The following is a 26,660-nucleotide window of genomic DNA, read 5'->3' as shown; positions in this document are numbered from 1 at the left end:
GGTCACCGGGCGTCTCCAGCGCTGGTGGAGGGAGCGGGCACCGGGTCGGCGGCCGGCGGGACCGGGGTTGCGACGACCGGCGCCGTCGCGGCCGGGGCTGCCGGCGCCACAACAGCGGGGGCGGAGCTCTCGTCGGTGCCGTGGTCGCCGGCGACGTGGCCGGTCTTGGCGGGCTCGGTCGCCGTCGGGGTCGCGGCCGGCTTCGGGTCCGCCATCGGCGTGGTCAGCTCGCGCTTGATGTCGTTGCCGATGCTCGTCACCGGGTTGAGCGCATCCTTGACGCCGGCGAGCGGGTTGAGGGACTTCAGGTCCTCCACCTGCTTCTTGGCGTCCATGATGTCGACTTCACGCTCGGCCTCCCGCAAGGCGGCGTTGAACTGCGACTGGAAGTCGCCGGCCATGCGCCGGGCCTTGCCGATCATCGTGCCGACCGTGCGCAGCAGGCGCGGAAGGTCTTTCGGCCCCACCACGACGATCGCGACCACGGCGACCACGAGGATTTCAGACCAACCGATTTCGAACATGTCTCTACGCCCGCACGTGCCTGCGCGGCGGCCTCGTCAGCCGCCCGCGCCGCCTCTCGATGGATAGGCTCAGGCCTTGTTCACGTCGCTCGTCTTGCTGGCGATCGGATCGGCGGTCTTGTGGTCCAGCGTCTTCACGTCGGTGGTCGCCGTTTCGGTTTCGTCGTCGGCGAGACCCTTCTTGAAGCTCTTGATGCCCTTGGCGAAATCACCCATCAGATCGGGGATCTTGCCGCGGCCGAAGAGGAGAAGCACGACCACCAGGACGATGAGCCAATGCCAGATGCTAAGCGAACCCATGACGAACACTCCGCGATGCGGTAACTCGAATTGGGCGGCACTCTTGCATAAAGGGTGCGGCGTCGCAACAAACGACAGGCGCCCCTTCCGGTCCGTCCCACCCGCGTCATATGGGCCACCGGGGCGGCGGATGAAAGCCCCGGAACGGTTCAGCGCTGAAACACGAGCACGCTGTCCGGGTCGGCGGAGATCCACACGTCGGTGCCGGGGGCGGAGGGCAGCGAGCCGCGGAGACGGGCCTTGAGGGGCGAATCGAGGCCGTCCACCGCCACCTCCACCAGCGAAACCTCGCCGAGGAAGCGCTTGCGCAGGATGCGACCGGGCACGCCGACACCGGCCTCGCCGAGGATCAGGCCGGGCAGCCGGATGCAGACCTTCACCGGCGTTCCGTCGGCAAAACCCGGCGCCGGGAAGACGCCGACCGGGGTTTCCGCCCTGCCCGCCCTGGCGACCGCATCGATCTCGTTGACCTCGGAGAAGAAGCGGGCGGCGAAAAGATCGACCGGGCGGGCGTAGAGGTCCTCGGCCGGGCCGACCTGGATGAGCTGGCCGCCGCGCATCAGCGCGATACGGTCGCCCATGCGCATCGCCTCCTCCGGGTCGTGGGTGACGATGACGGCGGTCGCCCGCGTCTCGCGGAGCACGGCCATTGTCTCGTCGCGCACATTGTCGCGCAGGCGCCGGTCGAGGCCGGAGAAGGGCTCGTCCATCAGCAGCACGGACGGCCGGGGGACGATGGCGCGGGCGAGCGCCACGCGCTGCTGCTCGCCGCCGGACAGGGCGTGCGGGTAGTCGTCGGCGTAGTCCTCCAGGCCGACGCGGCCGAGCGCGGCGCGCGCCACCTGCCCTGCGGCGGCGCGGTCTAGCGAGGTCAGGCCGTACATCACGTTGGCGAGAATCGTCATGTGCGGAAACAGCGCGTAGTCCTGGAACATCAGACCGACGCCGCGCTTCTCCGGCGGTACGAAGCGGGACGGGCCCGCCATCTCCATGCCGTCGATGGTGACGCGACCGCCCGTCGGCCGCTCCACGCCGGCGGCGATGCGAAGGAGCGTGCTCTTGCCGCAGCCGGAATGGCCGAGCAGGCAGAGGATCTCACCTGGCGGAATGTCGAGCGTGATGCCGCGCAGCGAGGGCACGCCGTCGTAGTCGTGCTCGATCGCCTCGAAGGTCAGGCGCGCCGCGATGGTCGCGGCCGCGGTGCCGCGCCGACCCCAGCGACGGAGTTCCTGCGGTGCGGCAGTGCTGGTCGGAAGCGACAAGGCGTCGGGCCCCAGGGGAAAAGCTGACTGTGTCGGTGACGTTTACAGGGCCGGCGCCCGGGTTGGAAGGGGACGGCGGCGAGAGCGCTGCCGTCCCGGCCCGATCACGCGATGCCGAGGCTCTTCAGCTTGCGGTGCAACGCCGAGCGCTCCATGCCGACGAATTCGGCGGTCCTGGAGATGTTGCCGCCGAAGCGGTTGATCTGCGCCTTCAGATACTCCCGCTCGAAGATCTCGCGGGCGTCGCGCAGCGGCAGCGCCATCAGGTGCTCGCCGCCGGTGGAGGTGGGCAGCGAGGGCAGCATCGTCCCGACTTCGGACGGGAGCAGGTCGGCGGTGATCACCGCCTCGGGGTCCGCGCGGGTCAGGATCATCAGCCGCTCCACATTGTTGCGGAGCTGGCGCAGGTTGCCCGGCCAGTCGTGCGCCTGCAGCACGGCCATCGCGTCGTCGCCGATGCGCCGGATCGGCAGGCCGGTGGCGCGGGCGATCTGGTGCATCATGTAGTCGATGAGGAGCGGGATGTCCTCGCGCCGCTCCGACAGGCCGGGCACGCGCAGCGGCACCACGGCGAGCCGGTGGAACAGGTCCTCGCGGAAGCGGCCCTCGGCGATCTCGCGCTCCAGGTCGCGAGCGGTGGAGGAAACGATGCGCACGTCCACTTGGACGCGGTGACCGCCGCCGACGCGCTCGAAGGACTGGTCGACCAGCACGCGCAGGATGCGGTTCTGCGTTTCGCGCGGCATGTCGCCGATCTCGTCGAGGTAGAGCGTGCCGCCGTGGGCCTCCTCCAGGGCGCCGACCTTGCGGCGGCCGTCTTCGCCGGAGGCCTCGGTGCCGAACAGCTCGATCTCCATGCGCTCGGGCGTGATCGCCGCCGCATTGAGCGCGACGAAGGGGCCCTGCGCCCTGGTCGACTGGGTGTGGATCGCGCGGGCGACGATCTCCTTGCCCGAGCCGGACGGGCCGGAGATCAGGATCCGGCTGTTGGTGGGGGCGATCCGATCGATCGTGTGGCGCAGCTGGTTGAGCACGGACGACGTGCCGATCAGGCCGGTCGGCTGGTCGGAGCGGGACTTCAGGTCCTGCACCTCGCGCTTCAGCTTGGAGGCTTCCAGCGCGCGCTGGGCGACGAGCACGAGGCGGTCGGCCTTGAACGGCTTCTCGATATAGTCGTAGGCGCCGCGCTTGATGGCGGCCACCGCGGTCTCGATGTTGCCGTGGCCGGAGATCATGACGACCGGAAGGTCCGGATTGTCCTTCTTGATCTCCTCCAGGAGGGCGAGTCCGTCCATGCGGCTGCCCTGCAGCCAGATGTCCAGGAACACCAGATGAGGACGGCGGTTGGTGACGGCGGCCAGCGCCTGGTCGGAATCACCGGCCTTGCGCGTTCCGTGTCCCTCGTCCTCGAGGATTCCGGCGACGAGTTCGCGGATGTCGGCCTCGTCGTCCACGATGAGAATGTCTGACGCCATTGTTTCCTTCGGCTTGGTTGGCTGGTCGTCGGGCAAAGGGTTCAGGCGTTGACGGCCTCGGGCTCCGGCGCGGTCACCCGCGGCGCAGCACCTGGAGAGACCGGCAGGGTCACACGCACCATGGCACCATGCCCGCCGGTTGCGACGGCGGGCGAATCCAGAAGCTCGATGCGGCCGTCGTGCTCCTCCACGACCTTGCGGACGATGGCCAGGCCGAGGCCGGTGCCCTTCTCCCGTGTGGTCATGTAGGGCTCGAGGAGCCGCTGCCTGTCCTGCGTCGGCAGGCCGACGCCGGTATCCACCACCTCGATGACGAAGTGGTCGTCCTCACGACGTCCGGTGACGTCGACGCGCGGCTCGCCGCGGTCGTCCGGCGGGATCGCGGTGATCGCCTCCACCGCGTTCTTGACGAGGTTGGTGAGCGCCTGGCTGAGCAGGCGATGGTCGAACCGACCGACCATGCCCTTGTCGGGCAGATGCGCCTGAAATGTGATGTCGGGATGGCCGACGCTCATCAGGAACACCGCCTCGCGGATGGCGTCGGCGAGGTCGCGCTCCTCCATCGTCGGCTTCGGCATGCGAGCGAAGGCGGAGAACTCGTCCACCATGCGGCCGATGTCGCCGACCTGGCGGACGATGGTGTCCACGCACTGGTCGAAGATCCGGCGGTCGTCCTCGGCGATCGCCTTGCCGTATCGGCGACGGATGCGCTCGGCCGACAGCTGGATGGGCGTCAGCGGGTTCTTGATCTCGTGCGCGATGCGCCGGGCGACGTCGGCCCAGGCAGAGGTCCGCTGCGCGGTGACCAGGTCGGTGATGTCGTCGAGCGTCACCACGTAGCCGTGTTCGCGGTCGGGCGAGCGGTCGGAGGCGACGCGGACGGCCACCGTGCGCTCCTGGCCGCGGCGGAGCATGGTGATGGTGGACTGGTGGAAGCGGCTGTCGTCGCGGACGGCGGCGGCGAGCAGCGGCTCCAGCTCCGGGATTTCCTGGATGAGCTGGCGACCGATCAGGTCGAATTCGTCGAGGCCGAGGAACACGGTCGCCGACCGGTTGACCAGCGAGATGTGGCCGTCGTTGGAGACGCCGAGCACGGCGGCCGTGACACCGGACAGAACCGCCTCGGTGAAGCGGCGGCGGCGGTCGACCTGGTCGTTGGCGCTCAGGAGTTCGTCGCGCTGGGTGCGCAGCTCGGTGGTCATCTTGTTGAAGGTGGCGCCGAGGCTCTCCAGGTCGTCCAGGTTGTCGCCGACGGGAACGTGGGCGGCCAGATTGCCCTTGGCCACCTCGTCGGCGGCGGTGATCAGGCGGCGGATCGGCGCAACCAGCGCGTTGGCGAAGGACAGGCCCACCCAGATCGCACTCAGCAGGAAGACGATCGTCAGGCCCGCGAAGATCAGGCCGAAACCGATCTGGACGTCGGCGCGGCTCGCCTCCAGCTGGCGGTACTCAACCGCGCTTTCGCGGGCGAGGCGCAGGTTGTCGAGCACCTTGGCGTCCAGCACCCGCACCACGTAGAGGAAGGTCTCGTCGTAGGCCTTGAGCTTGAGGACGCCGCCGACCTGGTTGGAGTTGCCCGGCGAGATCAGCACCGCGCCGCCCGACTGCGCCTCGTCCATCGCGCGCTTGGGCGGCATGATCGTGCGCGCCTGCGGGTCGAGTTCGGTGCGCAGGATGACGGTGCCGGTCTTGTCGAGGAGGTAGGCGCCCTGGACGCCGCGCAGCGAGGCCTGCGCCTCCATCAGCGTGTCGAAGCGACGGGGCTCGTAATCGTAGAGCGGCTTGGCCGAATCGATAGCGGTGGCCAGCCCGATCAGGTCGCCGCGCAGCACGCGGGCGTGCTCCTGCATGTAGGCGCTCGCCACCGTCAGTACGTTGTCGACGATCTGCCGGGTGCGCGACTCGAACCAGCGGTCGAGGCCCTGGTCGATGGTGATGGTGAAGGCAAAAGCGACGAGCGCGGCCGGCAGCGCGGCGATCAGCGAGAACAGCGCGACGATGCGGATGTGGAGCCGGGCGCCCGCCCTGCCCTCGTGCCAGGCCTTCCAGAGCCGGAACCCTTCGTAGCCGACCAGCGCCAGAAGGCCGAGCACCAGCACCGCGTCCACGGCGAGCGCGGTCCGGATGATTCCCTGCGACGGCGTTATCGGCGTCAGGTTGGTGATGATCGCGAAGGTGCCCAGCGAGGCGAGCACCGAGAGGAGAACCAGAATCAAGCCGAGGATGCGGCGGGCGAGGCTGGACTCCCGGGCCGCCGCGCGGGCAGGCGCCGCCGACGGCGCTGCGGGCGCAGGCTTGGGCTCGTCGATGGGCATCGTATCAGCCACGGGACCGCTTTCGTTTCCGCTGCACCTGCCGCCGGAAGCGAGGTGGCGAATGCCTCCGGATGCGAGGTGGCGAAGGGAGTACCATGAATGTTGCAAAATTGCGACACATGTTTGGCAGCCTGTCCGACCTGTGGACGGAGGGGTGTCGAAAACGGCGGCCATTTGACGTCAAGCTTCTGAAAAGCCCGGAAATCCGGCTTGGCGCTTGACTTGCCGGCCGGATGGGTTTTGAAAACTTGAGAACGCGCGCCCAGTCCTTCGTCGGCGCGGCGAATTGCCCAAGCGAGCAAGATGCAGAAGTACAAGACCGCCAAGTTCCAGATCGGGGATGTCGTCAAGCACCGCCACTTCGCGTTTCGTGGTGTGATCTTCGACGTCGACCCGATCTTCTCCAACACGGAGGAGTGGTACGAGGCGATTCCGGAGGCGGTGCGCCCGTCCAAGGACCAGCCGTTCTATCACCTCTACGCGGAGAACGCGGAGAGCGAGTACGTCGCCTACGTCTCCGAGCAGAACCTGGAGCGCGACGACAGCGGCCTGCCGATCCGTCATCCGGAGGTGGAGGACACGCTTGTCGTCACCGACGACGGCGGCTACCGCCTGCCATCCAATTCCTTGAACTGAGCGCCCGCCCGGCGGTCCAAACGTTCCCTAACCTTTGTGCGACATGCTGATCGCATGACGACGGCAAGGGGTGCGCGGCCATGATGGGCAGGGAATTCGTGACGACGGGGCTGACGTTCCAGGGCTATGTGATCGAGCAGGAACTCGGCGTGGTGACCGGTATCGTGGTGCGGTCGCGCTCGGTGGTGGGAAACTTCCTGGCCGGCCTGCAGACTATCTTCGGCGGCAACATCAGCATCTACACCCGGCTCTGCGAGCAGGCCCGCAACGAGGCCTTCGAGAAGATGGTGCATGACGCCGGCGGCCTGGGGGCCAACGCGGTGATCGCCTTCCGCTTCGACGCCACCGAGATCATGTCGGGTGTGACCGAGGTGCTCGCCTACGGCACCGCCGTCCGGCTCCGGCCAGCCTGATCCGGCGGCGTCACGCGCCGACGGGGTCGACGCCGCATTCCTCCACGATCGCCTCGATGAGCCTGGCCAGCACAGCGCCGGCTTCCGCGTCGCCGGGCGGCAGGCGCGAGTTGTCGATCGCCGTCACCGGCTGGACGAGGCGGACCGAGTTGGTGAGGAACACCTGCCCGGCCTGGATCAGGTCGCGCACGGTCAGCGAGCGCTCCACCGGCTGCAGTCCGATCTCCGGCGCAAGCGCCAGAACCAACCCGCGGATGATGCCCGGCAGCACGCCGTCGCGGATTGGCGGGGTGAGGAGCTTGCCGTCCGTGACGGCGAAGACGTTGGCGACCGACGAGCAGGCGACCCGCAGTTGGTTGTTGAGGATCAGCGCGTCCTTGTGGCCGTGTTCGGCGGCCTCGCGCAGCGCCAGGATGTTGTCGAGGTATCCGAGCGTCTTCAGCCGGGAAAGCGGCGAGTTCTCGCTGCGCCGGACCGAGGCCGTGTAGAGGCTGGTCGGCTCGCCGACGAGGTCGCGGCGGAACGGCGACAGCGAGACGATCACCGTCGGGTTCGGTTCGGCCGGCATCGCCAGGCCGCGGACGCCGCCGCCCCTCGTCACGGTGAGGCGGACGACGGCGCCGTCCGGAGGCTCGTGTCCGCCGGCGATCATCAGGTCCGCTTCGAGGCGGTCGCGGGGGACGGAGAAGCCGAGCACGGAGATGCCGTGCTGCAGGCGACGGAGATGGTCGTCCAGCCGGAAGATCGTGCCGCCGAACAGCGTCATCGTCTCGAACAGGCCGTCGCCCAGCATCAGGCCGCGGTCGCTCAGGTCGAATGGCGCCTCGGAACCGTCGTAGGCCCTGCCGTTGAGCACGATCATCGGGAGGCCCAGGCCGCGGCGGCGTTGAGGAAGTTGGCGAGCATGGCGTGACCTCCCTCCGTCAGAATCGATTCCGGGTGGAATTGTACACCGAACGTCGGGTGTTCCCGGTGGGCGAGGCCCATGACCTCACCCTTTTCCGAACGCGCGGTGACGACGAGAGGTCCCTCCGGGTCGTCGATCTCCACGATCAGCGAGTGGTACCGCCCCACCTTCAGCGGGTTCGGCAGGCCACGGAACACGTCCGTGCCGGTGTGGCTGACGAGGGAGGCGCGCCCGTGCATCGGCTCCTTCGCGCGTACGACGCGGGCGCCCATCACGTCGCCGATGCACTGGTGGCCGAGGCAGATGCCGAGGATCGGGATGCGGCCGGAGAGCGCGGCCACCACCGGGTTTGAGACGCCGGCCTCCTTCGGCGAGCACGGTCCGGGCGAAATCACGATCGCGCGCGGCTCCATCGCCTGGATCTCGTTGACGGATATGGCGTCGTTGCGGACGACGTTGACCGCCTCGCCAAGCTCGCGGAAGTAGCGCGCGACGTTGCCGACGAAGCTGTCGTAATTGTCGACGACGAGGATCAACGCGGCTCCTCCGGCTCGAAGGTCTGCAGGACGCGGCTCGCCTTGACGATGGTCTCGTCGTACTCGTCGGCCGGGACCGACAGCGCCGTGATGCCTCCGCCGCCGAACACGATCGCTTCGCCGCCGACGAAGCTCACCGTGCGGATGGCGATGTTGGTGTCGGCCGCCCCGTCGAAACCGAGGTAGCCGATCGACCCGCAGTAGACTCCGCGCTCGATCTTCTCCAACTCCGTGATGATCTCCATGGCGCGGATCTTCGGCGCACCCGTGATGGAGCCGCCCGGGAAGGCGGCGCCGATCAGATCCACCACGTCCAGTTCATCCTCCAGCACGCCCGAGACCACCGACACCAGATGGTGGACGGTGGCGTAGGATTCCAGGCCGCAGAGCGCGGGCACGTGGACCGTGTGGGGCTTGCAGACGCGGGAAAGATCGTTGCGCAGGAGATCGACGATCATCACGTTCTCGGCCCGGTCCTTCTCGGAGGCGAGCAGCACCTGAGCGAGGTTCATGTCCTCAAGCGGATGGGGCGAGCGGCGGATGGTGCCCTTGATCGGGCGCGTCTCCACCCGGCCGTCGTAGACCTGGACGAAGCGTTCCGGCGAGGACGAGGCGATCTTCAGCGGGCCGTAGTCGAGCCAGGCAGCAAAAGTGGCGGCGTTCCGCTTGCGGAGCCTGCGGTAGTAGGCGAAGGCGTCGAAGTCGGGCGGCAGCGGGGCCGAGAAACGCTGGGCGATGTTGGCCTGGAAGATGTCGCCGGCGAGGATGTACTCCACCGTCCGCGCGATGATCGCCTCGTACTCCGGCCGGGTGAAGTTCGATGTCCAGGTCAGCGGTGCGGTGCCCCGGCCGGAGCCTGTCTCGACGGGATCGGTGGCAAGCCGCGTCATGAAGGCCGCCGCGCGCTCCTCCGCGCGCGCCTCGCGCCGGACCGCATCGGTTTCCGGCCAACCGGTCGACACGAGCCAGGCCTTGGCCTCGCGGTGGTCCCAGGCGAGGACAACGTCATAGAAATGCAGGAGAACCGACGGCACGCCCGGCTGCAGCGTCTCCGGCGTCGGCAGACGTTCCAGATCGCGGCCGAAATCGTAGGCGAAATAGCCGGCGGCGCCGCCCTGGAACGGCGGCAGGCCGGGGACGCTCGCCTGATGGTAGAGCGCCAGCTTCTCCTTCAGGACGCGCAGCGACTCGCGGCCACCCACGGCCACCTGCTCGTCGTTCCAGTAGCCCGCGCCGCCCTCGATGCGGAACGTCGCAAAGGGATCGGCGGCGAGGAAGGAGAAGCGCCCGAGGGTCGCGTGCTCCATCGCGCTGTCGAGGAAGGTCAGGTTTGGAAGCCCCTGCAGCCGGCCGACGGCCTCGATGGGATCCCTGATGGCAAGCGTGCGAACGAGCATCGATCCGGCCCCCGACGAGGCCCCCTTCTCCGCCGGACCTTGTGCCCGGTCCGCTCACCGGGAAGCTATGGTGCGGGAGGGGACGTGTCGAGGGGCGGAACCGTCGCGGCGGGGGACAGTCGCGGCCCGAGACCCCGAACCGCAACCGACCGGTCGCGGTTCGGGTTGCCGGTCGTCAGGCGATGGCGAAGACGCGGGCCGGGCCGCCGGTGCCGCCGCGGTGCTTGGGCGCGCCGACGACCAGCGTCGCACCCTTTGCAGGCAGTGCGGCCAGATTGGCGATGCACTCGATGCCCCAGCGGCCGGTCGGCAGCCAGCCGTAGTGGGTGGCGAAGTCCGGCGAGGCGCCGAAATCGAGCGACAGCGTGTCGGAGGCGATGCCAACCGTGTTGCCGTCCTCGATCAGCATCTGCGCGGCTTCCACGTGGAAGCCGGGGAAGTGCATGACCTTGTCCTCGCCGGCGTTGCGGTACTTGGCGGTGCCGACATGCGCATCCCAGCCGGAGTTGAGGGCCACGCAGCCGCCCTTCGGCAGCGGGCCGTTGGCGGCGATCCAGGCCTTCAGATCGTCGGGCGTCAACTGCGCGTCTGCGCTCTCGGCGGCCTTGGCGCGGATGTCGACGATCGACAGCGGCACGACAAGGCTCTCCACCGGGATCTCGGCCACGCTGTTGCCGTCCGCCGAGAAGTGCAGTGGCGCGTCCATGTGGGTGCCGGTGTGCTCGTTCACGCGAAGCTCGAAGAGATTGAACTTGTGTTCGGCGTAGTTGAACTTCTGGTCCATCCAGAACTGCTGAACGCCGAAGAACGTCGGGAAATCCGGGTGGAGTTCGTGCGTCAGGTCAAACGGCTTGCCGCTGGCGGAAACGCCTTCGGCGAACGCCGGACCCGCCGTGGCGGCAACCGTGGCGGTGGCAGCCGCCGCCGCAAGGCCGGAGAAGAACGAGCGACGCGATAGCATCCGCTCCTTCACCGATTCCATAACGCAATGATGGCACATGGATCACCCCCGGTGTTATGCTATTACATTGTTATCGCTGGTTTTCCAGCTGCCGGTACTGTCCTCCCGCGAGCCGGGTCGCGCAAGGGGCACTTTTCGCGTGGGGCTTCAGCGGTCCGTATGCCGACCCGATCAGGACAGGTGAACCATGTATATCCCGCCGCACTTCGAAGAGATCGACGCGAAGCAGATCACGACAATCGTGGATACGGCGCCGTTGGCCTGCATCGTGGCTCAGACTGAGAACGGCCTGATCGCCAACCACATTCCTCTTCTCGCGGTCCCCGACGGGTCGCTCGTCGGCCATGTCGCGCTGGCCAACGACATGCATCGGCTGATCGCGGAGGGTCAGGAGATCATGGCGATCTTCCGCGGCGAGGATGCCTACGTGTCGCCGAACTTCTACCCGACCAAGCCGGAGCATCACCGCCACGTGCCGACTTGGAACTATCAGGTCGTTCACGTCTATGGGGCGATCAGCTTCCAGCACGACGAACGCTCCAAGCGCGCCGCCGTCGGGCTCCTGACGCGCAATCACGAGCAGCGCGTGAACGGCAAGGCTGCCTGGCGGATGGCGGATGCGCCGGCGGACTACATGGAGAAGATGCTGGCCGGTATCGTCGCGTTTCGCATTTCCGTCACTCGGACGCTGGCCAAATCGAAGCTCAGCCAGAACCGAGAGCCGCGCGATTACCTCGGAGCAATCGCGGGCCTCTACGCGACCGGGCACGACGCTTTGGCGCAGACGATGGAGGGGCGCCTTAAAGTCTCCGATTGACCCTGGGGGCAAAAGTCGTCCTGGTCGGTTCCCCCGTTTCGGTCTCTCGCCTTGACGTTTCCGCATTTCCCCGGCATCCATCGCCGCGATTTCTCGCGGGCGCGGGCCCTGCGAAACGCGTGAAGGTTCCATCCCGTCATGACCGAGACCGCCACCGCCGCATCCGTGCCGGCGACCGAGGGGCATCAGCCCAAGATCTCCTTCGTCAGCCTCGGCTGCCCCAAGGCGCTGGTGGACAGCGAGCGGATCGTCACGCACCTGCGTTCGGAGGGCTACGAGATCGCCCGCCGCCACAATGGTGCGGACGTTGTGATCGTCAACACCTGCGGCTTCCTCGACAGCGCCAAGGCGGAGAGTCTGGCGGCCATCGGCCAAGCCATGAAGGAGAACGGCAAGGTGATCGTCACCGGCTGCATGGGCGCCGAGCCCGAGCAGATCCGCGACGCCTTCCCGGACGTGCTGGCGATCACCGGCCCGCAGGCCTACGAGAGCGTGATGACGGCGGTGCACGCGGCGGTGCCGCCGAAGCACGACCCGTTCGTCGACCTCGTGCCGCCGCAGGGCGTGAAACTGACGCCGCGACACTACGCCTATCTGAAGATCTCGGAGGGCTGCAACAACCGCTGCACCTTCTGCATCATCCCCAAGCTGCGCGGCGACCTGGTCTCCCGCCCGGTGGTGGACGTTCTGCGCGAGGCGGAGCGGCTGGTGAACGCCGGCGTCAAGGAACTGCTGGTGATCAGCCAGGACACGTCGGCCTACGGCGTCGACATCCGCTACCAGAGCGGGATCTGGAAGGACCGCGAGGTCCGGGCGAAGTTCTTTGACCTTGCCGCCGCGCTGGGCGAATTCGGGGTCTGGGTGCGGATGCACTACGTCTACCCCTACCCCCACGTCGACGAGGCCATCCACCTGATGGCCGATGGCAAGATCCTCCCCTACCTCGACATTCCCTTCCAGCACGCCGCGCCCGGTGTCCTCAAGGCAATGCGCCGGCCAGCGCACGGGGAGAAGACGCTGGAGCGGATCCACCGCTGGCGTGAGATCTGCCCGGAGCTCGCCGTCCGCTCCACCTTCATCGTCGGGTTCCCCGGCGAAACGGAAGAGGACTTCGAGTTCCTGCTGGACTGGCTGTCTGAAGCCAAGCTGGAGCGCGTCGGCTGCTTCAAGTACGAGCCGGTTGCCGGCGCGACGGCCAACGACCTCGGCCTGCCCGCCGTCCCGCCGGAAGAGCAGGAGCGCCGCTGGCACAAGTTCATGGCCCACCAGCAGGCGATCTCGGCGAAGTTGCTGCAGCGGCGCGTCGGCAAGCGCATCCCCGTCATCGTCGACGAGGCGAACGGGCTTGTCGCCAGGGGGCGCTCCAAGTGGGACGCACCGGAGATCGACGGCGCCGTGCACATCCAGAGCCGCCGGCCGATCCGCGCGGGCGAGATCGTTACCGTCAAGATCGACCGTGCCGACGCCTACGACCTCCACGGACAGGTGGTGTGACCAGCGCTCCCTGGCGCTGATTTACAGGCTTGTTACACAGCCGGACAATTGACTTCGCCGGGCAGTTCGCCGCCTATGGCGGGCCGCCCCGCGGGTATCGTCTCCGGGGCCGTTGATACGGGATGGCACCGTCATGTCGGCCGGCACCACGGCTCCGCTCCAGATCGATTCCCGGACCCGCATGGTCGGCATCGCCGCCTCGATCGGCGCGATCTCGGCCGTGGGGACGTCGATCAGCCTCGGGCTGCCGCTGCTCGGCATCGTGCTCGACGACCGCGGCGTGACGCCGTCGGAAATCGGGCTGAACGCGGCGATGGGCGGCGTGGCGGCGCTGGTCTGCACGCCATTCGTGCCGCGGCTGGCGCAGAAGGTCGGCGCGGCGCGGCTGCTTCTGTTCGCGCTCGTGGTGGTGACCGCCACCTTCCCGCTGTTCTACGTCTTCTCGTCGCTGGCGGCGTGGTATCCGCTGCGATTCATCTTCACGGCGGCGCTGACCACCTGCTTCATCCTGTCGGAGTTCTGGATCAATGCGCTGGCGCCGGACGGCAAGCGCGGGCTGATTCTCGGCATCTACGGGACGGTGCTGTCGCTCGGATTCTCCGTCGGCCCGGCCATCCTCGGCATTGTCGGCTCGGAGGGCTTCCTGCCGTTCGCGATCGGCACCGCCATCTTGGCGCTGTCATCGGTGCCGGTGCTGTTCGCGCTCGGCGCCAACCCGGCCATGGAGGAGCGTCCGAAAGGCTCGTTCCTGCGCTACCTCGGCCTCGTGCCGCTCGCCACCTTTGCCGGCTTCGCCTTCGGGGCGACCGACAGCGGCATGCTGGGCTTCATCGCGATCTACGGCCTTCGCGTCGGCTTCAACGAGCAGATGGCGGCGCTGCTGGTCTCGGCGCTGGCGCTCGGCAACGTGGTGTCGCAGATCCCGCTCGGGCTGCTTTCGGACCGGATGGACCGCCGCCGGCTGCTTCTGATCATCGCTCTAACGTCGGCTGCAGCGATCATGGCCCTGCCGGTGGTGTCGCACAGCCTGGTGCTGGTGTTCGTCGCGGTCGCCTTCTTCGGCGGCGTTTCGGCGGGCCTCTACACGGTTGGGCTGGTCCATCTCGGTGCGCGGCTGAAGGGGTCCGACCTGGCAGCGGCGAACGCCGGCTTCGTCTTCATGTACGGCTTCGGCATGCTGGTCGGGCCGGCCGCGGCCGGCGCAGGGATGGATCTCTGGGACCCGCACGGGCTGGCCGTCGTGGTGGCGGCGATTCTCCTTGCCTACGCGCTGTTCGCGGTCTGGCGGATCATCACGGTCGGTGGCAAGGCGCAACCGGGCCCGATGCCGGCTCGACTTGACATCCCCGCGGTTTCGACTAGGTTGCCGGCCGATCCGACACCGCCTCCGGCGGCGTCCGGCCATGACGGCCGTTCTCAGTAACCCAATTCAAGGAACCGGGCGCCATGGCCAAGGCGACGACCATCAAGATCAAGCTCGTTTCGACCGCCGACACCGGCTACTTCTACGTCACCAAGAAGAACTCTCGGACGATGACCGAGAAGCTGACCATGAAGAAGTACGATCCGGTCGCCAAGAAGCACGTCGACTTCAAGGAAGCCAAGATCAAGTGATCGCCGCTGCGGCGCACCTCGATCCAACCCTTCGAAAGGCCGCCCCAAAAGGGCGGCCTTTTCGTTTGCTGAAAAATGAAGTACACCGCGGAAGATAAATAGATTTCGGCGTGTAGACGCGCTCGTTACTTTTACTAATTCAAGTCGAGCTTCGCCACCGCGATCCGTCCGATGTTTCTTTGTGATCGCGCGAGGACCCGGCGAGAATCGAGGACTTCAGATGGCCGCGAGGACGATCGGCGAGCTCTATTCCAGCAAGGGCAACAACTTCACCCTTCTGCGCATCATCGCGGCGTCGATGGTGCTTTGGTCGCACAGCTATCCGCTCGCCAATGGCTCAATCGAAACCGAGCCGCTGGCCTGGCTCGGCATCACGCTGGGGAAGATCGCCGTCGACATGTTCTTCATCATCAGCGGTTTCCTCGTCACTCACAGCATCGTGCGCGGCGGCTCGGTGGTCGACTTCGCGGTCCGGCGCGCGCTGCGCATCCTGCCCGGTCTGTTCGTGATGCTGCTGCTCTGCATCTTCTTCCTTGGACCGGTGGTGACGCGGCTCGATCTCGGCAGCTATTTCTCGGCGCGGGAGACCTACACCTTCCTGTTGCACAACGCCGTGCCCTTGATCGACATCCAGTACCGGCTCCCAGGCGTGTTCGAAACCAACCCGTACCCGAGCGCGGTGAACGGCTCGTTGTGGACGCTGCCCTTCGAACTGCACGCCTATGTCGGGCTTGCGCTGCTGTTCGCCGGCGCCCGATTGGTGAGGCGGCCGCGGTGGCTGTTTGCCGCGCTGGTCCATGCCGTCGCCGCGCTGACCCTGGCGCTGCACCTGCTGTCGCCGTGGATGCATGTCATTGGATCGCACCACAATCCGCTGATGTCGATGTTCTTCATGGGCGGCTCGCTCTATCTCCTGCGGGACCGGGTGCGGCTGGATCCCCGTCTGTTCGCCGGCCTGCTGGCGGCGGTGATCGTCTCGACGGTCCAAGCCAAGCTGTTCTTCGTGACCTACCACCTGGCCATCGGTTACGTCGTGCTCTTCGCCGCACTGATGCCGATCTGGGGCGGCGAGACGATCGCCACCTGGCACGACGTGTCCTACGGGATCTACATTTACGCCTTCCCCATCCAGCAGACGCTCGCCCGGTTCTGGCCTGGCATCGGCGTCGGGAAGATGATCGCCGTGTCCGCGGCGGCTACAGTGGTCGTCGCATTCCTGTCCTGGACGCTGGTCGAGCAACCGTCGCTCCGCCGGAAGGGGGCGGCAGTCGCCCTAGGTCGGACCGTTCGCGACCGGCTGGTACCGGAGCCGCTGTTGCGCCGGCTGTCCTGAGGCAACAGAAGGGAAAGCGCTTGCCGCGCAGCGATTTGGCATTTTCCCACTCCCATCCGCAGATCTACCGAACCTATTAACTGCGCCTTTCGATGCGGCTTGCTCAAAGTTCCGTAACCGGGTTATCGATTTAGAAACCTGGAACGCAACAGCGCAGCTACAGAACGCTGCAGATCCATTAGATATTCGTCGTTTATGCCAGTCTCGAGCAAAGATTTCACAACCTGACGAAGGTACTCGGCTGAAGACCCCCAATTTCCGGATCCGGTCGCCAGCATATCCACTTGTTGTTCGCGGGACATATCCCGGACGAAGGACGGACCGTCCGGAGAGGAAACGAAGACGACTGCCGTCACCTCGCCTAGGCTGGTCTGCACGGGCACGATCTCGGGCAGCTGGTTCGGCGGATTGACCGTCAGCTCCCGCTGGTAGAGCGCCAGCAGGTCGGTTGGCGCGGTCAGCGGAGACAGTCGCTGAACAAAGCCGACGGTTTCTCCCCCGGGGACAAGCCCGAGGACGAGACCGGGCCGCTCCGGACTGCCGCGCCAGCGTGTGGACCGGAGGCAGAAGGATCGCCGGTATCCCTCGAGGGTGCCCTTCCGGGTCTCCACGATGGTGCCGACGGGTTTCCAGATCAGGGAACCGTAGGCGAAGAGCCAGACTTCGTCGCGGTTTCCGAGCCGGTCCAGGGTGGCTTCGACGGCGGCACGATGCTCGTCGGCGGTGTAGTAGCGCAGGTCCGGATGCGGACCGGGGTCGGATAACTGGGGTGGAACGAGCGCGCAGAGTTCTTCTGTGAGGTCGAGGTGCAGGGGGTTTTTTGAAGGCGTCATCGCGAAGGTTCAACTGCCGAAAGCGGTTCGCCGCCTGAACCGGCGGCCTGAGCGGAACAATTGGGCGCAGAGATGTTTAAAGAATTCGGACGAGCAAGGGTTGCGTCATGCGTATGCAGAAGCTGGCTATCGAGGGAGCTTTTCTGATCGAGGCCTCCCCCATCGGCGACGAGCGCGGGTTTTTCGCCCGTTCCTGGTGCGACCGGGTTTTTCGCGAAGCCGGTGTCACGTTCGAGGTCATGCAGACCAACATCTCCCGGACCCAGCAGAAGGGTACGATCCGCGGCATGCATTTCCAGCGCGCGCCGCAGCGCGACGGCAAGGTCGTCCGCTGCTTCCGCGGCACGGTCTATGACGTGATCGCCGACATGCGTCCGGAGTCGCCGACCTTCCGCGCCTGGCAGGCCGTGCTGCTGTCCGAGCGAAACCTGCGGTCGCTCTACCTGCCGCCGGGCTGCGCGCAGGGGTTCCAGTCGCTGGAGGACGACGTGGTCGTCCACTACATGATGGGCGCCTTCTACAATCCCAACCTCTACGACGGGTTCTGCTACGACGATCCTGCCGTCGGCATCGAGTGGCCGCTGCCGGTCAGCTGCCTTTCGGATCGCGACAAGTCCTGGGAACGGCTGGTCGAACGCTGTCCGCGGACGAACATGATCGCTCCGGACGGAACGGTCGATTTCGACTATTGCATCTGACACGCCGGGGAAGCGACGCATGGACCGGACACTCGTCTTCAGCCTGGGCTCGCCGTTCGCGCGCAAGATCCGGATCGTGCTCGCCGAGAAGCAGCTCGCCTACGCCGAGGACATCCGTCCAGGTTTCCGCGAGGTCGAGGAGCTTCGCGCCCTGACGCCGACCCTGATGCTGCCGGTGCTGATCGACGGCGGCGAAACGATCTTCGAATCCAACCTGATCATCCGCTACCTGCTGACCCGCTATGCGGAAACAGCACCCGTTGCCGATCCGCGGCCGTTGGCGCCGCAGATGACGCGGGCCGGGCGGGAGTTGGCGGACGAGAAGATCCTCGCGGTGATCGAGACCTTCGCGAACACGATGGTCAACGTGCGCCACGTCCTGGCCGACAGCCCCGAAGCCTCCTACATGCGCCGCCAGCAGAGCCGGCTCGCAACCTGCCTGGACTGGCTGGAGGCGGAACTCACCGACGACGGCTTCTGGCCCGGCACCCTGTCGGCCATGGACATCAACCTCGTCTGCCCGCTGGACTACGCGTTGAAGCGCAACGTCTACGACTGGCGCGGTCGGCCGAAGATCGACGCGCTGCATGCGCGGCTTTCCGAACGGGCCAGCTTCCTGGCGACTGCCATCCCCCAGTAATCGCCAAGCGTTGCCGCCGGTCCGGCCGCATCCCGGTCGTGGTCGGCCGGACAGAGCTGCGCGCATGAAAAAAGAGCCCGGTGGGGATGCCGGGCTCTTCAGGTCATTATTGCGACAGCTCGAAATACGTCAGGTCAAGAAATGGTGGCCGGTCGACCACGGATCAACGAGGAGGCCACTCTTCCCGTGACCGACCGGCCTTTCCCTACGGACTCAGGAGATGCGGCGGACCTGAGCGAACCGTAGGGGTTGCTTTGATGATCTGGAGTGGAGACTTCGTCGCCGCTGTCCGTTCCAGATCTCTTCATGAGTTGAAGCTAGCGCAGCCGCGGCGAAACCGCAAATGATTCAAGCTTTAACATTAGCCGTCACTGGATATGTAGTGAACGGTTAAGGTAAACGCCAGAGGTGGACGAGATAGAAACGAGGTTCTACTCACCACGATGACGGCGATGGTCAGTGAAGGTCGATGGCCACGCTGCGGATCAGCTTGACCTGGTGGACGCGCTCGGTGTCGGCGAACTCCTCGCCGAAGGGGGCGACGGTCCACTCCCAGGCCGTGTCGTGCGCCGTTCAGCGAGCTTGGGCCTTCCTGACCCTCCGGACAGGCCACAGAACTGCTAAAGACGGTTAGAACCGCCGGCGATCCTCTTTCATCGATCGCCCGGCTCGACCACACTGCCGGCCCGCCGCCGAGATTCATCTATCGAGGATGCCGCCTTGCCCTTGACCATCGCCACCTGGAACATCAACGGCGTGAAGGCCCGCCTGGAGACCGCCCTCACCTGGCTGAAGGAGGACGGCCCGGACGTGGTCTGCCTGCAGGAGATCAAGTCGGTGGACGAGCAGTTCCCGGCCTCCGAGTTCGAGCAGCTGGGCTACAACGTGGCGACCCATGGGCAGAAGGGATTCAACGGCGTCGCGCTCCTGTCGAAGTTGCCCCTCGACGAGGTCACGCGCGGGCTGCCGGGCGACGAGGGAGATGTGCAGTCGCGGTTCATCGAGGGCGTGATCTCGGTGAAGGGCGGGGTCGTGCGCGTCGCCTCGCTCTACCTGCCGAACGGCAATCCGATCGGCACGGAGAAGTTCGAGTACAAGCTCGCCTGGATGGAGCGGCTGCGCGCCTATGCTGCGGACCGACTGCGGCTCGAAGAGCCGCTGGTGCTGGCCGGCGACTACAACGTGATCCCGGAGACCTGGGATTGCCACGATCCGCGCATGTGGGTGAACGACGCGCTGTTCCAACCGGAAAGCCGCATGGCGTTCCGCGCGCTGAAGAACCTCGGCCTCACCGACGCCTTCCGCGCGGTGGACGATCAGCCCGGCCGCTACACCTTCTGGGACTATCAGGCGGGCGCTTGGCAGAAGAACTGGGGCATCCGCATCGACCACCTGCTCCTCTCGCCGGAGGCGGCGGACCGCCTCCAGGCCTGCGAGATCGTCTCCCGGGTCCGCGGCTGGGAGAAGCCGTCAGACCACGTGCCGGTGGTCGCCACGTTCGGGTTCGACGCGCCTTGAAGGCCGAGCGGCGAGCCGCTCAGCCCTTCTTCAGCAGGTCAGCGAGCGCCAGCGCCACCACTTCTGTCGCCGCCTTGAGGTCGGAGAGCTTCAGATGCTCGTCGGCGGCGTGGGCGTTGGCCTCCAGGATGGAGCGCGGTCCGGCGCCGTAGAGGATGGTCGGGATGCCCGCCGCGGAGTAGTGGCGCGCGTCGGTGTAGAGCGGCACGCCGGTCGGCTGCACGTCGACGCCGAGGACGCGCGTGGCGTGGGTCTGCACCGCGGTGACCAGCTTGTCGACGCCGGGCTGCGGGCGCAGCGGCTCGGCCAGCATGATGCGCCGGCACTCCACCTCCAGGCCCGGCAGCTTCGGCGCCGCGGCCTCCACCAGCTTGATCAGCGCGGCCTCCACCTCCAGGCCGTTCTCCTCCGGGATCAGCCGGCGGTCGAGGCGCATCACGATGCGGTCGGGCACCACGTTGGTGTTGATGCCGCCGGAAATCAGCCCGACCGTCAGCTTGGGCGAGCCGATGCCCTTCTGCGCGGACGTGGTGGCGCCCAGGCGGTGGCGCTCCCCATAAAGGGCCTGGAGGATCGGCACCGCGCTTTCCAGGGCGTCGACGCCGGTCTCGGGCATCGCGGCGTGCGCCTGCCGGCCACGGACGACGATCTCCAGGTGGAGGCAGCCGTTGTGAGCGGTGGTGATGGCGTAGGAGAAGCCGGCGGAGAAGGCGTAGTCGGGCTTGGAGAGCCCCTGCTCCAGCAGCCATTTCGGACCGACGAAGCCGCCTGCCTCCTCGTCATAGGTCAGGTGCAGTTCGATCGTGCCGTCGAGGTCCGCGCCGCTGGCGATCAGCGCCTTCAGCGCGTAGGCGTAGGTGGCGAAATCGGACTTCGACACCGCGACGCCGCGGCCGTATATCGAGCCGCCGCGCTCCTCGGCGCCATAGGGATCGGCGGTCCAGCCTTCGCCCGGGGGCACCACGTCGCCGTGGGCGTTCATGGCGATCACAGGGCCCCTGCCCTCGCCGAACACGTGCCGGACGATCAGGTTGGTGACCGACTTCATGCCGTGCTGGCGCACGAAGGGCTCGGGCACCGGGTGACGCTCCACCTCGAAACCGGCGGCCTCGAGCAGGGCCGCGGTGACCTCCGCGTGCCGGTCGCAGTCGCCGGGCGGGTTGTCGCTCGGCACCTTCACGATGGCCTTCAGGAACGCGACCTCCTCGTCGAAGGCGGCCTCGATCAACGATCTCATCGGTTCTCTCCCTCGGCCTCGGCAAGTGCGGTGAGCGCGCGGATCAGCGCTTCCACGGCGAGCCCCATGTCGCTCGCCTCGGCATATTCGTTCGGGCTGTGACTTATACCAGCGCGGCAGCGGACGAACAGCATGCCGATGTCGCAGAGCGCGTGCATCGCGTGCCCGTCGTGGCCGGCGCCGGAGGTGAGAGCCTGCACCGGCAGGCCCAAGCTCTCGACCGCCGCAGCGAAGGCGCCGCGGATCGGTTCGCCGCACGGCGTGGTCGGCGTGTCATGGTAGCGGTCCATCAGGAAGCCGACGTTGCGGCGTTCGGCGACCGCCCGGAAACGGCGGCGGATCTCCTCGATGGCGGCCAGTCGTGGCGCGTCGCTCTCGGCGCGGATGTCGAGCGTGAAGCTGACCCGGCGGGGAATCACGTTCACCGCGCCCGGCTCCAGGCTGAGCCGGCCGACCGTCGCCACCATCTGGTCGGCGCGGCCGGCGCGGGCGACCTCCTCGATGGCGAGCATCATCTCCGCGCTGGCGGCGAGCGCGTCGCGGCGCATGGTCATCGGCACAGTGCCGGCATGGCCCGCATCGCCCGTCACGGTGACGTGGAAACGGGACTGGCCGGCTATCGAGGTCACCACGCCGAGCGGCAGGTTCTCGATCTCCAGCACCGGCCCCTGCTCGATGTGGACCTCCAGGTAGCCGAGCACGTCGTCCCGGGAATAGGCGGCGTCGGCGATGCGGTCCGGGTCGAGCCCGAAGTCGGCGAGCGCCTGGCGGACCGTGATGCCGTCGGTGTCGGCGGCCGTGAGATCCGCGGGCTTCAGCGTTCCCGCGACGGCGCTCGACGAGGCTAGCGTGGTCGGAAACCGCACGCCCTCCTCGTCGCCGAAGGCGAGCACGTCGACGCCGAACGGCAGCCTGATGCCGCGGGCGGCGACCTCCTGCATCGCCAGGATCCCGGCGACGACGCCGAGCGTGCCGTCGTAGCGACCGGCGTCCACCACGGTGTCGATGTGCGAGCCGACCAGGAAGCGGCGGTTCGCCCGTGGTCCCGGCGCGCCCGGCGGCGTCGCCCCACGCACGGTGCCCAGCGGATCGATGCTGACCGCCATGCCGGCTTCCCGCATCCAGCGCGCCACGAGGTCCACCGCGCGCCGGTGGGCGGGCGAGAGATAGAGCCGCGTGATCCGGCCGTCCTCGTCGGTGATCGCGGCCAGCGCGTCGAGCATGGCCTGGGCGCGGCGGCCCAGTTCGGCGGTGGAGGCGCTCGTCACGGCAGAACCCGGTCCTCGATCCGGAAGCGGAAGATCCGCGCCACCTGGGTAACGGCGGTCTCGAACTCGGTCGCCGGGTCGTTCTCCACCCGCGCCTCGAAGGCGGCCAGGATCATGTCCTTGGTGGCGCCTTTCACGGCGAAGATGAAGGGGAAGCCGAAGGTGGTGCGGTAGCGGTCGTTGAGCGCGGTGAAGCGGGCGAACTCCTCGGCCGTCAGCCGGTCGAGGCCTGCGCCCCTCTGTTCGCGCTTGGAATCGTCGGCCACCTCGCCCGCCATTGCCGCACGGCCGGCAAGGTCCGGGTGGGCGCGCACAAGAGCCAGCTTGTCGTCCGGGTCGGCTTCGCGCAGCACGTCCTCGAACACGGCCACGAACTGGTCGCGGCTTGCGAAAGGCCGCTCGCCTGCGGCCGCGGCGGCCACCCACGGCGAGTGTTCGGCGACGTCGCCGAACGCGTCCACGAAGGCGGCGGGGGAAAGGCCGTTCACGTCGGCCAGGGACATGGGAAAGCGATCGGTCATGGCTCGGCCAGTCATATCGCCGTGCAGGGCAAAGTGGCAACCGTTGATCCCGAGGCCGGCACCAGTGGAACGGCTTGCCAAGCCCCCGCTTCCCCGCCCATGGTGGCCCAGCAACCGGGAGGGCGCATGCTCGACGATTTTCTGCTCAATGCATTCGCCACGCTGCTCGTCACCATCGACCCGATGGGGCTTGCGCCCATCTTCCTCGGCGTTACGCGCGGGGCCGCGCCCGCCATGCGGCGGACGATCGCGATCCGGGGTTCGGTGATCGCCGGAGCGATCCTGATCGGGTTCGCGTTGACCGGCACCACGGTACTCACCTTCCTCGGCATCTCGCTGCCGGCGTTCCGCATCGCGGGCGGCCTGCTGCTCTTCTGGATCGCCTTCGAGATGGTGTTCGAAAAGCGCGACAAGCGGAAGCAGGCCTCCGCCGAACAGGCACTGGCGCAGGAGCGCGGCGAGGGACCGCGCCCGCATGGTGCAACCGGCGAGGACCTCCGCCACATCGCGGTGTTTCCGCTGGCGATCCCGCTGATCGCGGGGCCCGGGGCTATCAGCGCCACCATCCTGCTCGCCAGCGAGGCTCAGGATCTTCTCTGGCTCGCCATGCTGGTCGGGCTGATCGTCCTGATGATCGGCTCCTGCCTCCTCGTCTTCATCGCGTCGGACCGTGTCGACCGCTACCTCGGCGACACCGGCCGCAGCGTTCTCACCCGCCTGCTCGGCGTGCTCCTGTCCGCGCTCGCCGTCCAGTTCGTGGCGGATGGCGTCAAGGCGATCATGGCTTGAGGAGCCCGCACATGGCCGAGACGCAGGCCGAACTTGGCGCCACGATCCGCATTCTTACCCCGGCGGAGGGCGTCTACGCCTACTACGACGGCCGCATTCCGGGCGTGCGCGCCTATTCGGCCGCGCCGAACTGGCTGGACGACGGCGCCTACGAAGTCGGCATCGCCTCCTACGCGCTGGTGAGCGGTGAGGCGGCGCTGGTCTACGACACCCACATCTCCGAGGCCCACGCCCGCCTGATCCGAAGCCATCTGGAGGGGCTCGGAGTCCGCGACATCCGCGTCGTCCTCAGCCACTGGCACGACGACCACGTCGCCGGCAACGCGGTGTTCCGTGACTGCGAGATCATCGCCAACCGCGCCACCGCCGACCTTATGGCCGAGAACCGGGTCAAGCTGGAGACCGGCACCCCGCCGATCGCGCCGCTCGTGATGCCGACGCGGTTGTTCGAGAACACGCTGTCCCTGAGCGTCGGGTCGATCGACGTCGAACTCCACCAGGCGGACATCCACAGCCGGGACGGCACATTGCTCTGGATCGCGAGCCGGCGGCTGCTCCTCTGTGGCGACACGCTGGAAGACACCGTCACCTTCGTCAGCGAGGCCGAACGGCTGGCCGAGCACCTCCGGGATCTCCAGGCGATGCCGCGGTTCGGCGCCACGCGCATCCTGCCTAACCATGGCGCAGAGGCGGTGATTGCCGCCGGCGGCTACGATCCGTCACTGATCGCCGCCACAGAGCGCTACGTGCGCAAGCTGCTGCGCTGTCCGTCGGACCCGGCGCTTGCCGCCGAGGATCTGCGGGACTTCATCGCCGACGATCTCGCCTCCGGCGCGCTTACCTGGTTCGAGCCCTACGCCGCCGTCCACCGGGCCAACGTGGAGGTCGTGCTGGCCGCCGCCGGTTCCGCGCCGGTCGAGGGTTGAGCGGCGGACCAATCGGGCCCATCTGCCTTCTGCCGATCCGTGCGGTGGGGATCCGGCGGAGGAGACGACCATGGCCCTTTCGTTGAGCGAAATCCGGGACCTGATCGGCCCGGTGGACGAGGCAACGGCGGCGGAGGTGCTGCGCATCGGTGCCAATCGCGCGGAGATCATCGAGGCGATGGCCTGGATCAATGCGGACGAAGCGCAGGCGAACGCCGGCCGGAAGCCCGCGTCCGGCCTTGCGGCCGCAGTGATCGACATCCTCCTTGCCGAGGATGAGGACGAGGACGGGCCGGGCGATGCCGGTCCGTCCGATTTCGTGTAGCCGGCGCCGCATCACCGGTTGTCAGGTTGGCTGCGCACCGAGATGCGGCCGAGCATCGAGATGCGATACGGCCCGCTTGCGCGTGACTCGACGAGCCGTCGCCGCTTCAGTTTCCTGAAGAGGTCCAGCGTGCAATCGCCGAGAAGCGTGCCGTCGCGCGTCCAGCACTCGACCGCGACGATGCGTCCGCCGTCGTCGCGGCGGTGGCGGATGTGGCCGCCCTGGGCGAGCACGTGCAGCACGCGCTGTTCCAGCTTGGATATGTTCATGATGGATGAAGTCCGGAGTAGAAAAACCGCAAAGCAGCGGCGCCTATCCGCGGGGCGGTTCGGCGGCTGCATGTTTCCCGTCCCGATCAACGGGACGTCAGCGGTTTCCGGCAATCTCCGGCATCAAGACTCCATCGGGCCGCTCGGACGGCCACGGTCAGGCCCGAGCGGATAACCCAAGGCGGGGGTCCGGTTCAACCCTTCACGACATCCAATTGCGCGCGGCTGCGAAAGCCCCGCCCCATGCCGGGGCCGACACGCCTACGGGGTGATCGGGAGGCCGGCTCCGGTCGGGATGTCGGCTTTGCGGGAGCGCAGCGCCGGTCCGCGGCGGAGGTGGAAGACAAGCCGGCGGCCGTGCCGCTCGGTTACCAGCCGAACACCACCTGCCCCATTCGCCGCCCCGGCATCAAGGTGAAGATGCCGGCACCGACCAGCGCGGCCCAGAAGAGCCACGTCATCGCCCGCGCGTGGGCTGGCACCCGGCCGGTACGGGCGAACCAGACGGCGAGCGGGACGTTCAAAAGCGTCCATACGGACAGCACGTGGATGAAGCTGAACCCCATGAACTGGTCGATGCCGTGGATCCAGAAGGAGGATCCCGCAGCGGCCAGCATCAGGCCCACCCAGCTCCATCCCAGCACGCGGTGCGCCGTCGTGCCTTTTCGCCCCACCATCTGGAGAACGCCAAGCCCAAGCGCCATGAGGGCCGCGACGGCGTGCCAGAACACGGCCGGCGGGGCGGAAAGAAGCGGAGAGAGATTCATCGGAGTGCCCGGTCAGCGACCGTGGCACTCTTCCATGACCCGGTATTTCCGACAAGCCTGGAGGCCCGTCGTCGACCGGTCAGAACGGGATTTCGTCGTCCATGTCGGAGCCGAAGCCGCCCGAGGATCCGCCGCCCCCTGCCGCGCCGCCGCCGCCACCCGAACGGCCACCGCCGCCGCTGTAGCCGCCACGTCCGCCACCGGAGCCGCCGCGGCTCTCCATCGGGCTGGCCGCGCCGAAGTCGGAACCGCCCTCCAGATAGTCGCCGCCCTCACGGCTGCCGCCCTCGCCGCGGCTGTCGAGGATGGTGAGTTCGCCGCGGAAGCGCTGCAGCACGATTTCGGTCGTGTAGCGCTCGGCGCCCGACTGGTCCTGCCACTTGCGGGTCTGCAGTTGGCCCTCGATGTAGACCTTGGAGCCCTTGCGCAGGTACTGCTCGGCGATCTTGGCGAGGTTCTCGTTGAAGATCACCACCGAGTGCCACTCGGTGCGCTCGCGCCGCTCGCCGGACGCCTTGTCGCGCCAGTTTTCCGACGTGGCGATGCGCAGGTTCACGACCGGCTCGCCGGATCCGAGGCGCCGCACCTCCGGGTCGCGACCCAGATTGCCGACCAGGATCACCTTGTTGACGCTGCCCGCCATGGAGCTTTCTCCCCTGCCTTCTTCCGGCCCTGTCCAAACGATCCGGCACCCTACGCCGTGCATCCGCCGCGTCCAACCCCGGCGGTCGTCGGAGACCCCTTTTCCACAGCGGGGCAAAATCCCCACAGGTGCGGAAAAAGCTTTGTGGCACCCTTGATCGTTCCTGTTCCGTTCTATACACAAAGTTGGCGGCGCGCAACTGCTGCCTATATGAACCGATCCGAGGGGCTTCCCACGCGTTG

29 protein-coding genes are annotated in these 26,660 nt (G+C 67.5%); 13 read left to right on the top strand and 16 right to left on the bottom strand.

What is annotated here, in order from left to right:
• Positions 1 to 2: 2 nt before the first annotated feature.
• The 5 genes from tatB to HZ321_RS19415 form a co-directional block, all read right to left on the bottom strand.
• Positions 3 to 524: a Sec-independent protein translocase protein TatB gene (gene tatB / locus HZ321_RS19435; protein WP_181704067.1), complete on the bottom strand. Its 522-nt coding sequence runs from the start codon at positions 522 to 524 to the stop codon at positions 3 to 5.
• A gap of 69 nt (positions 525 to 593) precedes the next feature.
• Positions 594 to 824 (bottom strand): twin-arginine translocase TatA/TatE family subunit, encoded by a 231-nt coding sequence (locus HZ321_RS19430; protein WP_181704066.1) that lies wholly within the window; start codon positions 822 to 824, stop codon positions 594 to 596.
• 149 nt (positions 825 to 973) lie between these two features.
• The gene (locus HZ321_RS19425) at positions 974 to 2,086 is read right to left on the bottom strand and encodes an ABC transporter ATP-binding protein (protein WP_181704065.1); all 1,113 of its coding nucleotides are present in this window, start codon (positions 2,084 to 2,086) and stop codon (positions 974 to 976) included.
• Between the two features lie 104 nt (positions 2,087 to 2,190).
• The gene (gene ntrX, locus HZ321_RS19420) at positions 2,191 to 3,561 is read right to left on the bottom strand and encodes a nitrogen assimilation response regulator NtrX (protein WP_181704064.1); all 1,371 of its coding nucleotides are present in this window, start codon (positions 3,559 to 3,561) and stop codon (positions 2,191 to 2,193) included.
• 41 nt (positions 3,562 to 3,602) lie between these two features.
• Positions 3,603 to 5,888, bottom strand: coding sequence for an ATP-binding protein (locus HZ321_RS19415; protein WP_206682808.1), 2,286 nt, complete (start codon positions 5,886 to 5,888; stop codon positions 3,603 to 3,605).
• Positions 5,889 to 6,179: 291 nt separating this feature from the next.
• Here HZ321_RS19415 and hspQ point away from each other — a divergent pair, with 291 nt between their 5' ends.
• Positions 6,180 to 6,512, top strand: coding sequence for a heat shock protein HspQ (gene hspQ, locus HZ321_RS19410; RefSeq protein ID WP_181704063.1), 333 nt, complete (start codon positions 6,180 to 6,182; stop codon positions 6,510 to 6,512).
• An 80-nt stretch (positions 6,513 to 6,592) separates the two neighbouring features.
• A complete protein-coding gene (locus HZ321_RS19405; RefSeq protein ID WP_181704062.1) occupies positions 6,593 to 6,925 on the top strand; it encodes a YbjQ family protein in 333 nt (110 codons plus the stop codon).
• 10 nt (positions 6,926 to 6,935) lie between these two features.
• Here the strand turns inward: HZ321_RS19405 and HZ321_RS19400 are convergent, their stop codons facing one another.
• The 4 genes from HZ321_RS19400 to HZ321_RS19385 all read right to left on the bottom strand — a co-directional run bounded on the left by HZ321_RS19400 (position 6,936) and on the right by HZ321_RS19385 (position 10,765).
• A complete protein-coding gene (locus tag HZ321_RS19400; protein WP_181704061.1) occupies positions 6,936 to 7,787 on the bottom strand; it encodes an aminotransferase class IV in 852 nt (283 codons plus the stop codon).
• Positions 7,784 to 8,368 carry an anthranilate synthase component II gene (locus HZ321_RS19395; RefSeq protein WP_181704060.1) on the bottom strand — a complete coding sequence of 195 codons (585 nt, stop codon included), beginning with the start codon at positions 8,366 to 8,368 and terminating at the stop codon, positions 7,784 to 7,786. Before HZ321_RS19395 ends, HZ321_RS19400 begins: the two co-directional genes overlap by 4 nt.
• On the bottom strand, positions 8,365 to 9,765 hold the full coding sequence (pabB, locus tag HZ321_RS19390; RefSeq protein WP_181704059.1) for an aminodeoxychorismate synthase component I: 1,401 nt from the start codon (positions 9,763 to 9,765) through the stop codon (positions 8,365 to 8,367). The genes HZ321_RS19395 and pabB overlap by 4 nt, the downstream gene beginning before the upstream one ends.
• 175 nt (positions 9,766 to 9,940) lie before the next feature.
• Positions 9,941 to 10,765, bottom strand: a complete 825-nt coding sequence (locus tag HZ321_RS19385) for a cyclase family protein (protein WP_181704058.1) — start codon at positions 10,763 to 10,765, stop codon at positions 9,941 to 9,943.
• A 148-nt stretch (positions 10,766 to 10,913) separates the two neighbouring features.
• On the opposite strand from HZ321_RS19385, the gene HZ321_RS19380 reads away from it, so the two are divergent.
• From HZ321_RS19380 to HZ321_RS19360, 5 genes are all read left to right on the top strand, one after another.
• Entirely contained in the window at positions 10,914 to 11,543 is a 630-nt protein-coding gene (locus tag HZ321_RS19380) for an FMN-binding negative transcriptional regulator (protein ID WP_181704057.1), read from the top strand.
• 138 nt (positions 11,544 to 11,681) lie between these two features.
• The gene (rimO, locus tag HZ321_RS19375) at positions 11,682 to 13,037 is read left to right on the top strand and encodes a 30S ribosomal protein S12 methylthiotransferase RimO (RefSeq protein ID WP_181704056.1); all 1,356 of its coding nucleotides are present in this window, start codon (positions 11,682 to 11,684) and stop codon (positions 13,035 to 13,037) included.
• 133 nt (positions 13,038 to 13,170) lie between these two features.
• Positions 13,171 to 14,460 carry an MFS transporter gene (locus HZ321_RS19370; RefSeq protein WP_244636042.1) on the top strand — a complete coding sequence of 430 codons (1,290 nt, stop codon included), beginning with the start codon at positions 13,171 to 13,173 and terminating at the stop codon, positions 14,458 to 14,460.
• A gap of 23 nt (positions 14,461 to 14,483) precedes the next feature.
• Entirely contained in the window at positions 14,484 to 14,651 is a 168-nt protein-coding gene (rpmG, locus tag HZ321_RS19365; RefSeq protein WP_181704055.1) for a 50S ribosomal protein L33, read from the top strand.
• A 220-nt stretch (positions 14,652 to 14,871) separates the two neighbouring features.
• Positions 14,872 to 15,984: an acyltransferase family protein gene (locus HZ321_RS19360; protein WP_181704054.1), complete on the top strand. Its 1,113-nt coding sequence runs from the start codon at positions 14,872 to 14,874 to the stop codon at positions 15,982 to 15,984.
• A 122-nt stretch (positions 15,985 to 16,106) separates the two neighbouring features.
• Here the strand turns inward: HZ321_RS19360 and HZ321_RS19355 are convergent, their stop codons facing one another.
• The gene (locus HZ321_RS19355) at positions 16,107 to 16,817 is read right to left on the bottom strand and encodes a gamma-glutamylcyclotransferase (RefSeq protein ID WP_181704053.1); all 711 of its coding nucleotides are present in this window, start codon (positions 16,815 to 16,817) and stop codon (positions 16,107 to 16,109) included.
• Positions 16,818 to 16,924: 107 nt separating this feature from the next.
• Between HZ321_RS19355 and rfbC the strand changes: the two genes are divergently transcribed.
• The 3 genes from rfbC to xth all read left to right on the top strand — a co-directional run bounded on the left by rfbC (position 16,925) and on the right by xth (position 19,673).
• Positions 16,925 to 17,515 (top strand): dTDP-4-dehydrorhamnose 3,5-epimerase, encoded by a 591-nt coding sequence (gene rfbC, locus HZ321_RS19350; RefSeq protein WP_181704052.1) that lies wholly within the window; start codon positions 16,925 to 16,927, stop codon positions 17,513 to 17,515.
• A gap of 19 nt (positions 17,516 to 17,534) precedes the next feature.
• Positions 17,535 to 18,155: a glutathione S-transferase family protein gene (locus HZ321_RS19345; protein ID WP_181704051.1), complete on the top strand. Its 621-nt coding sequence runs from the start codon at positions 17,535 to 17,537 to the stop codon at positions 18,153 to 18,155.
• A gap of 726 nt (positions 18,156 to 18,881) precedes the next feature.
• The gene (xth, locus tag HZ321_RS19340) at positions 18,882 to 19,673 is read left to right on the top strand and encodes an exodeoxyribonuclease III (protein ID WP_181704145.1); all 792 of its coding nucleotides are present in this window, start codon (positions 18,882 to 18,884) and stop codon (positions 19,671 to 19,673) included.
• A 19-nt stretch (positions 19,674 to 19,692) separates the two neighbouring features.
• On the opposite strand, the gene HZ321_RS19335 is transcribed toward xth, so the two are convergent.
• Genes HZ321_RS19335 through uraD form a run of 3 tightly spaced genes read right to left on the bottom strand, consistent with a single transcriptional unit; the run spans position 19,693 to position 22,699 of the window.
• Complete coding sequence (locus HZ321_RS19335; protein ID WP_181704050.1) at positions 19,693 to 20,910, bottom strand: ArgE/DapE family deacylase; 1,218 nt, start codon at positions 20,908 to 20,910, stop codon at positions 19,693 to 19,695.
• Entirely contained in the window at positions 20,907 to 22,178 is a 1,272-nt protein-coding gene (locus tag HZ321_RS19330) for an allantoate amidohydrolase (protein WP_181704049.1), read from the bottom strand. The genes HZ321_RS19335 and HZ321_RS19330 overlap by 4 nt, the downstream gene beginning before the upstream one ends.
• Entirely contained in the window at positions 22,175 to 22,699 is a 525-nt protein-coding gene (gene uraD, locus HZ321_RS19325; protein WP_181704048.1) for a 2-oxo-4-hydroxy-4-carboxy-5-ureidoimidazoline decarboxylase, read from the bottom strand. The genes HZ321_RS19330 and uraD overlap by 4 nt, the downstream gene beginning before the upstream one ends.
• A 126-nt stretch (positions 22,700 to 22,825) precedes the next feature.
• On the opposite strand from uraD, the gene HZ321_RS19320 reads away from it, so the two are divergent.
• The 3 genes from HZ321_RS19320 (at position 22,826) to HZ321_RS19310 (ending at position 24,739) form a co-directional block, all read left to right on the top strand.
• Positions 22,826 to 23,488, top strand: coding sequence for a MarC family protein (locus tag HZ321_RS19320; RefSeq protein WP_181704047.1), 663 nt, complete (start codon positions 22,826 to 22,828; stop codon positions 23,486 to 23,488).
• A gap of 11 nt (positions 23,489 to 23,499) precedes the next feature.
• The gene (locus HZ321_RS19315) at positions 23,500 to 24,414 is read left to right on the top strand and encodes an MBL fold metallo-hydrolase (RefSeq protein WP_181704046.1); all 915 of its coding nucleotides are present in this window, start codon (positions 23,500 to 23,502) and stop codon (positions 24,412 to 24,414) included.
• Positions 24,415 to 24,484: 70 nt separating this feature from the next.
• Positions 24,485 to 24,739, top strand: coding sequence for a hypothetical protein (locus HZ321_RS19310; RefSeq protein WP_181704045.1), 255 nt, complete (start codon positions 24,485 to 24,487; stop codon positions 24,737 to 24,739).
• An 11-nt stretch (positions 24,740 to 24,750) separates the two neighbouring features.
• Here HZ321_RS19310 and HZ321_RS19305 read toward each other — a convergent pair whose 3' ends face one another.
• The 3 genes from HZ321_RS19305 to ssb form a co-directional block, all read right to left on the bottom strand.
• Positions 24,751 to 25,008, bottom strand: coding sequence for a YjhX family toxin (locus HZ321_RS19305; RefSeq protein ID WP_181704044.1), 258 nt, complete (start codon positions 25,006 to 25,008; stop codon positions 24,751 to 24,753).
• A gap of 368 nt (positions 25,009 to 25,376) precedes the next feature.
• Positions 25,377 to 25,775, bottom strand: a complete 399-nt coding sequence (locus HZ321_RS19300) for a DUF2306 domain-containing protein (protein ID WP_181704043.1) — start codon at positions 25,773 to 25,775, stop codon at positions 25,377 to 25,379.
• A 79-nt stretch (positions 25,776 to 25,854) separates the two neighbouring features.
• Complete coding sequence (gene ssb / locus HZ321_RS19295; protein WP_181704042.1) at positions 25,855 to 26,418, bottom strand: single-stranded DNA-binding protein; 564 nt, start codon at positions 26,416 to 26,418, stop codon at positions 25,855 to 25,857.
• Positions 26,419 to 26,660 lie beyond the last annotated feature (242 nt).

The organism is Chthonobacter albigriseus (assembly GCF_013839445.1).
Lineage (GTDB): Bacteria > Pseudomonadota > Alphaproteobacteria > Rhizobiales > Pleomorphomonadaceae > Chthonobacter > Chthonobacter albigriseus.
The sequence above is the reverse complement of the archived record's forward strand: the minus strand, read 5'-3'. Positions and strand labels throughout refer to the sequence as shown.